This is a genomic window from Priestia koreensis, assembly GCF_001274935.1.
Lineage (GTDB): Bacteria > Bacillota > Bacilli > Bacillales > Bacillaceae_H > Bacillus_AG > Bacillus_AG koreensis.
In genome coordinates, this window is record NZ_LILC01000006.1 from 84926 (window position 1) to 92054 (window position 7129).

Annotated in this window: 6 protein-coding genes and 1 CRISPR repeat array; of the genes, 4 read left to right on the plus strand and 2 right to left on the minus strand. The window is 36.9% G+C overall.

Translation table 11 applies throughout. The features are described 5' to 3' along the window. The first annotated feature begins 15 nt into the window (after window positions 1-15). The 4 genes from cas7c to cas2 are packed head-to-tail and all read left to right on the plus strand — an operon-like array spanning window position 16 to window position 2853. Entirely contained in the window at window positions 16-879 is an 864-nt protein-coding gene (gene cas7c / locus AMD01_RS05135) for a type I-C CRISPR-associated protein Cas7/Csd2 (RefSeq protein WP_053400342.1), read from the plus strand. Beyond that, on the plus strand, window positions 869-1522 hold the full coding sequence (cas4, locus tag AMD01_RS05140; RefSeq protein WP_053400343.1) for a CRISPR-associated protein Cas4: 654 nt from the start codon (window positions 869-871) through the stop codon (window positions 1520-1522). The genes cas7c and cas4 overlap by 11 nt, the downstream gene beginning before the upstream one ends. Next, on the plus strand, window positions 1522-2553 hold the full coding sequence (gene cas1c / locus AMD01_RS05145) for a type I-C CRISPR-associated endonuclease Cas1c (protein WP_053400344.1): 1032 nt from the start codon (window positions 1522-1524) through the stop codon (window positions 2551-2553). The genes cas4 and cas1c overlap by 1 nt, the downstream gene beginning before the upstream one ends. 9 nt (window positions 2554-2562) lie before the next feature. Next, window positions 2563-2853: a CRISPR-associated endonuclease Cas2 gene (cas2, locus tag AMD01_RS05150; RefSeq protein WP_053400345.1), complete on the plus strand. Its 291-nt coding sequence runs from the start codon at window positions 2563-2565 to the stop codon at window positions 2851-2853. A 169-nt stretch (window positions 2854-3022) separates the two neighbouring features. Next, window positions 3023-4110: a CRISPR direct-repeat array (repeat unit 32 nt; unit sequence GTCGCATCCTATATGGATGCGTGGATTGAAAT). Between the two features lie 164 nt (window positions 4111-4274). Here cas2 and xerS read toward each other — a convergent pair. Beyond that, window positions 4275-5390, minus strand: a complete 1116-nt coding sequence (gene xerS, locus AMD01_RS05155) for a tyrosine recombinase XerS (protein ID WP_157052622.1) — start codon at window positions 5388-5390, stop codon at window positions 4275-4277. Between the two features lie 236 nt (window positions 5391-5626). Further along, window positions 5627-6538 carry an HNH endonuclease gene (locus AMD01_RS05160; RefSeq protein ID WP_053400346.1) on the minus strand — a complete coding sequence of 304 codons (912 nt, stop codon included), beginning with the start codon at window positions 6536-6538 and terminating at the stop codon, window positions 5627-5629. Window positions 6539-7129 lie beyond the last annotated feature (591 nt).

Here is a 7129-nt window from a genome sequence, read left to right on the forward strand (position 1 = left end):
AAAGGAGAATGAATAATGAGTATTCTAGAAAACAAGATTGATTTTGCAGTAATTGTATCTGTCACAAAAGCAAACCCCAATGGTGATCCCTTAAATGGGAATCGCCCTCGCCAAGATTATGATGGGTACGGTGAAATTTCGGATGTAGCCATTAAACGTAAAATTCGAAATCGACTGCAAGATTTGGGGGAGTCCGTATTCGTGCAATCTGATGATCGTAAGGTAGATGAGTATAAAAGTCTACGTGACCGTGCTGAAGGCAATGAAAAACTTAGTAAGATACTAAAAGAAAAGAATGTATCAAAAGACGATTTTGCTCGAGCCGCCTGCCAAGAGTGGATTGATGTACGAAGCTTTGGACAAGTCTTTGCATTTAAAGGATCAGGTAAAGGTGGCGGCGTTTCAGTAGGGGTAAGAGGTCCCGTTTCTGTTCATACAGCCACTAGTGTGAACCCTATTGATATCACAAGTATGCAGATTACCAAAAGTGTGAACTCAGAAACAGGAGAGAAGAAGAGCTCCGATACGATGGGAATGAAACATCGTGTGGACTTTGGAGTGTATGTCTTTTATGGAAGTATTAATACTCAGCTTGCGGAGAAAACGGGTTTCACCAAGAGTGATGCCGATAAAATTAAAGAGTCGTTAATTACTTTATTCGAAAATGATTTATCTTCGGCGCGACCTGAAGGAAGCATGGAAGTTCACAAAGTCTATTGGTGGGAGCATAATTCTAAAATGGGTCAGTATTCGTCCGCTAAAGTGCATCGATCTCTGAATGTTGAAGCAAATGTAGACACACCAAAGTCGGTTGAAGATTATCAATTTACACATAAAGAATTAGATGATTTGAAAGTAGAAGTGATTGATGGATTATAATGAAGAGGATTTTCTCATGTTGTCTGGAATTCAGCATTTCCAGTTTTGTAAACGTCAGTGGGCACTGATACACATCGAACAACAATGGGAAGAAAATGTGCGCACTGTACAGGGGCGTCATCTTCATGAAAAAGCAGATAATCCGTTCATTAGGGAAAAGCGAAACAATAAATTAATTGTTCGAGGAATGCCTGTAAAATCAAATGATTTAAGGGTTACAGGTATATGTGATGTAGTGGAATTTATAAAGCATCAACAAGGTATACAATTAGATGGAGTAGAGGGATCCTACCTTCCTTATCCAATTGAATATAAGCGCGGAAAACCTAAAACGAATGATTCAGACATTCTACAGTTAGTGGCACAGGCAATGTGTTTGGAAGAAATGTTGGTCTGTGAAGTTCATACAGGCTATCTATTTTATAACGAAGTTAAGCAAAGAGTAAGGGTTGACCTAACTTTGGAACATAAGAATAAGGTAAGAAAAATTGTAAGTGAAATGCAGACTTACTACAACCGCCGCCACACCCCTAAAGTAAAAACAGGTTCTTTTTGTACCAGTTGTTCTCTTTCCTCTATTTGTCTACCAAAATTGATGAATAAGCAATCTGTAAAAAGCTATATCGAGGGGAGATTGGGGTAATGAAAAAACTACTTAATACCTTGTTTGTTACCCAACCTGATGTGTATTTATCGTTAGATGGTGATAACATTGTGTTACTAAAGGATAAGGAAAGGCTTGGTCGTCTTCCTCTTCATAATTTAGAGTCCATCGTAACATTTGGCTACACGGGAGCTAGTCCGGGATTAATGGGATATTGTGCAGAAAAAGGAATTGCACTTTCATTTTTTACGATGAATGGAAGATTTTCAGCAAGAGTAATTGGGCCAAGCAAAGGGAATGTGGTGTTGAGAAAGAAACAATATCGTATTTCCGAAGTGGAGGCACACTCTGCAACCATCGCTCGAAATTTTATTTTTGGTAAAATTTATAACAGCAAATGGATTATTGAAAGAGTGACAAGGGACAATCCATTGAGGGTAAATGTTCTTCAATTTAAGGAGATTTCCCAGCTCCTCTCTTCAATTATGCTAGAAGTGCGAAAGTGTGAAGATTTAGAACGTTTGCGGGGATTAGAGGGACATGCAGCAAGAAGTTACAATCAACTATTTAACCAAATGATCTTACAACAAAAAGAGTCTTTCTATTTTCACACGAGGTCACGAAGACCACCTTTAGACAATGTAAATGCAATGCTCTCTTTTGCATATACATTATTAGCTAATGAGTGCACAGCAGCTTTAGAAGGGGTTGGATTAGATGCTTATGTGGGCTTTTTACACAGAGACAGACCAGGTCGAGCATCGCTAGCGTTAGATTTAATGGAAGAGCTTAGAGGAGTCTTTGCAGATCGATTTGTCTTATCATTAATTAATAAAAAGATTGTTAGTGAAAGCGACTTTGTGCGAAAAGAAAGTGGTGCTGTTATCATGACAGACATAGCCAGAAAGAAATTTTTAACGGCTTGGCAAAATAAAAAGCAAGAAAAAATAACGCATCCTTATTTGGGAGAAAAAATTACATGGGGATTAGTTCCTCATGTACAATCTCTATTACTAGCAAGATACTTAAGAAACGACTTAGATGAATATCCACCATTTTTATGGAAGTAGGTGAATAACTTGCTTGTGTTGATTACGTATGATGTTAGCGTAATATCAGAAGGTGGTCAAAGAAGATTACGAAAAGTAGCGAAAATTTGCCAAAAATATGGCCAAAGAGTTCAAAATTCTGTATTTGAATGCGTAATAAATACTACTCAGTTTGCACAATTACAAATGGAGTTATTAGCTAGTATAGATGAGGATTGTGATAGTTTGAGATTTTATCGTTTAGGTGATAATTATAAAGCCAAAGTTCAACACATTGGAGTAAACAATGCAGTAGATATAGAAGGTCCCTTGTTGTTTTAGTGCGAATGGAAGGTAAACATAAAAATACAGGGACATTCGCACCTTGTTATGATCAGTTCAAACATCTTTTTGATGCTTATTTGCATAGTTTCATCTGCCTTTATTACTAAAAACAAGTCGTACACCTCTATTTTTTGTGGTTTTTAGCCTGAAATTGGCTAAATTCGCAGTCGCATCCTATATGGATGCGTGGATTGAAATTATTTACGGCTATTATGTCATTTATATCACTGGTGTCGCATCCTATATGGATGCGTGGATTGAAATTTTTTTGCTATCTTCTTTTTTACTATCATCCTTTGTCGCATCCTATATGGATGCGTGGATTGAAATCCGTCGCATTTACTTTTTTAGCTGCTACTGGAAGTCGCATCCTATATGGATGCGTGGATTGAAAGTGGTGTAAGTTGTCTTGTAAATTGTGAGACACGGTCGCATCCTATATGGATGCGTGGATTGAAATAATAGGAAGTGGTTTCCCATCTAACCCTAATCCCATGTCGCATCCTATATGGATGCGTGGATTGAAATACTATATTGACTTCCCTGTTAAAACAGAAGCAGGGTCGCATCCTATATGGATGCGTGGATTGAAATACGTAATTTATCGGTAGCGTCACCAATATCATTGTCGCATCCTATATGGATGCGTGGATTGAAATTAGATATGGTTGCCTACGAAAAACACGTAGACTTGTCGCATCCTATATGGATGCGTGGATTGAAATCTCAAAGAACGTTATTATCACCCTTAGACTATGGTCGCATCCTATATGGATGCGTGGATTGAAATTTTTAAGGCTTGCATAATTGATTTATAAAGTAACAGTCGCATCCTATATGGATGCGTGGATTGAAATATTTTATTTCTCAACCATTCGATCAAGATAATAAGTCGCATCCTATATGGATGCGTGGATTGAAATCTCGCATATGCTACTAAATTAACCGTTTCCGGGAAGTCGCATCCTATATGGATGCGTGGATTGAAATACCTAATGTTCCCGGTGAACAACTTAGAGAAACGTCGCATCCTATATGGATGCGTGGATTGAAATTATTATACTATCCCTAGCACGAGTTTCGTTAAAAGTCGCATCCTATATGGATGCGTGGATTGAAATATGCTAGGCGTTAACTTCTGTGCAAATTTCGATAGGTCGCATCCTATATGGATGCGTGGATTGAAATATTTTATTTCTCAACCATTCGATCAAGATAATAAGTCGCATCCTATATGGATGCGTGTTTTGAAATGCTTCACGCTTTTTCTATTATGTAAAAGGGTAGTATGCAAAGAAGATTCAGGAAAAGCCATTTTAATTGCTAATAAGAAGGTTACAAACACTAAGAAAGATCTAAACTATACTAAAGAATTCAAATTAGAATTGTTCAGTAGTTCAGATCTTTTTGTGAATATGTTACAAATCTTTTCTTTTTTTACCCATATTCTTCGATGCCTCATGCGCCCGTTCTTTATCCGAGTTCGTATACAGTACTGCGGTATTCATCGAGCTATGTCCCAATTGGTTCATGACTAATACTAAATCACCCGTTTCCTCGGCTAGCTGCGTAGCATAAGTATGACGCAATTTATGAGGAGAGAGGGATTTGTTCGATTGAAACGCCTTGCTGTATTTCTTCACCATTTGTTGAATGGATCTTACAGACAAAGGGGAAGCATGACCTTCATAGCGCGTAACAAACAAATAACTATCTTCTTCTTTTTTTACTCGGTATTTTCGCTCTCGGATGGCTAAATAGTCCTGTATATCCTCCATCGCCTGGGGGACAACCGATACAATATCTTCTTTATTTCCTTTCCGTACGACCGCAATCTCATTCGTCGTAAAGTTTAGATCACGTAAACGCAAGTTTGCCAGCTCATTCACACGAATACCTGAACCTAAAAAGAGCGAGAGAATGGCGTAGTCACGAGCTACATCACGATAGAAATAGGGCTTGGCTCTTTTGGTTAGCGTATGCTCATATCCATTTTTAACAAAGGAGAGGAATTTCACGTCTTCATCTTTATGAAAAATGGATTTCGAGATACGTCCAGAACGCGCATTCAATGTTTCCTTTTTCTTGTGTACCGTGATCTTCTGCATGACGTTTCGATAGAAGTAGGGTTCTTGTTGGTCATTCTCTGTTTCAACCGTTAAATACTTAAAGAGGGATCGTAGCGCTGATATTTTACGGTTGGTGGAGACTTGCTCCGGCTTTTTCTTCTCATTTGTTTTTTGTGATACGACGATCTCTTTACGATTCACGAACTTAAAAAATGACTTGGCTGCTTCTAATGGAAGCTTTTCCAATACCTCTAAAGGAATATCCTTCATTTCTTCGCAATCAGTAAATCCTTCGGCCATTAACCACTCAAAAAAGAGCTTATAGTCGTGTAAATAGCCTAAAAGAGTAGAGGAAGAGTGTGTATCAAGTTTGTCATCCACATATTGCTGTACATAGAAGGGCATAGAGAGAAGCATATCCTTTAAGCGCTCTTCATGTATCTGGTGTTGTCTAGAATTTGGCAACCGTCATCTTCCTTTCTAAATGGTGTATAGGATGAAAGACAAAAGCCGACACCTGAGTTGGTGTCGAACTTTGTAGAATTATGCGTTAAATAGGATTTTAACGCATAGTCATTTTAATCAATAAAGATAGAATTATCAACTAATTATTTATAGTCTGAGTTAGTCAACAATTCTATATAGAACACGTCATCATTTTAAAATATTCATAAAACTCCGTCTTTCCTCAAATAAAGGTTTCATTCTTTTATAGTAGTTTTCTCTGAAATAGATGAATATTTGAACGTAAAACTTAAATCTTTTGGATATGAACGTTGATTGTCTTTAATTATAAGTGGATCAAAAGTTACATTTACTTTATCTGGTATTTGTATATAATCAGTATATCTTTTAGGAGGGATAGAAATATTTCTGGATTTTGGAATGTAAAAGGACAGAATTTTTGTTCCAAATGTAAAGCGTACCAATAATGGATAAAGTGCTTTGGGATCTGTATGCTCCCAGCATTCAAGCATAACATTTGAATATCCATTACCAGGAACAAATAATTTATCCAGATACAGAGGGAATATATCATATTTTCCTAGTAACCAATCGGGAATATGCTTTAGCTCGTTTCTTTGTTTTAGCGAAAGAAAGGGCCAAACCATATGAGTCAATGCTTTGCAAATATCTGCTAGTCGATATGGAAGCGGCTCATTTATTCTATATGTTAGTTGATTCAAGGATTCGTTCTGTATAATTTCAAATCTTCCGTCGATATCGTCAATTTTTATAGCTACAGTATTACTATCAGTCATATGTCTAATAGAAGTATCACCTTTTGGATTAGGTTTATATGTTGGTAAGCCATTTCTCTTTCTTGAACCTGTAAATACTCTATCTAGCATTAAATAGTTGGCTAATTCATTTTCGTGGACTCCAAAATAATGTTCATTGCAATTGTCACATTCGTTATAATTAAATAAGGTTCTATTACCTAAACTCGCTGGTATAACGTGTGCTTCCTTTTTGAAAGTGACTTCTCCTTTAACTTTTCCACAGTAGATGCACTCTCTATTTGATTTATCACCCAAAGTTGTTTTACCTTTATTTTCGAATTGGGTTATTGAATAAATAAAGGGTTCTAAAATTAGTTCATAGTCTTCCACTTATAATGAGCCTCCTATTATAAAGTTCTTACATATGAAAAATATATCAAATTTTATAGGTTTTGTAAAATATTCGTAAAACAGGTATTTAACGCAAAGATTAAATTTATTACGAAACGAAAAAAGACATTGTTTCCAATGCCCTCCTTCGATATGTTCTTTATTCTAGTTTCACATGTTCGCACTTATCTTACTACATCTTGGTCGCAATCACAATTTATGTTTAGCGTCTACCTGGTAACATAGATCGTATGGATGGTTCTACCGGAACTTTATCCGTAAATTCTCCTAATTCAAGGCAGCACCTTTTATAGTGGAATAGCCAACCGTTTAACAGATTTCCACCAGAAGTCCCCTTCCTCAAGGAACGATAAGGGCGAAGCCCAGTGAGTAGGTGGGGGATGAATGGTGGGTAGGCGTAAGTCTAAAACGAACATATGTACTTGTTTTCTTTTTCTTTTTTTGGTAAGATAGGAAGATAGTCCCGACAGAAAGGAGTGAATGACGTGAATGTTCAATTGGAAACACCACACCGAAAAGGAACAAAAAAAACATTACCCGAAGGATGGGTGACGTTTGGGTATCAATATG

Coding starts and splice junctions, on each gene's coding strand:
- cas1c (WP_053400344.1), top strand. CDS start 1,522: ATGAAAAAACTACTTAATACCTTGTTTGTTACCCAACCTGATGTGTAT.
- cas7c (WP_053400342.1), top strand. CDS start 16: ATGAGTATTCTAGAAAACAAGATTGATTTTGCAGTAATTGTATCTGTC.
- cas4 (WP_053400343.1), top strand. CDS start 869: ATGGATTATAATGAAGAGGATTTTCTCATGTTGTCTGGAATTCAGCAT.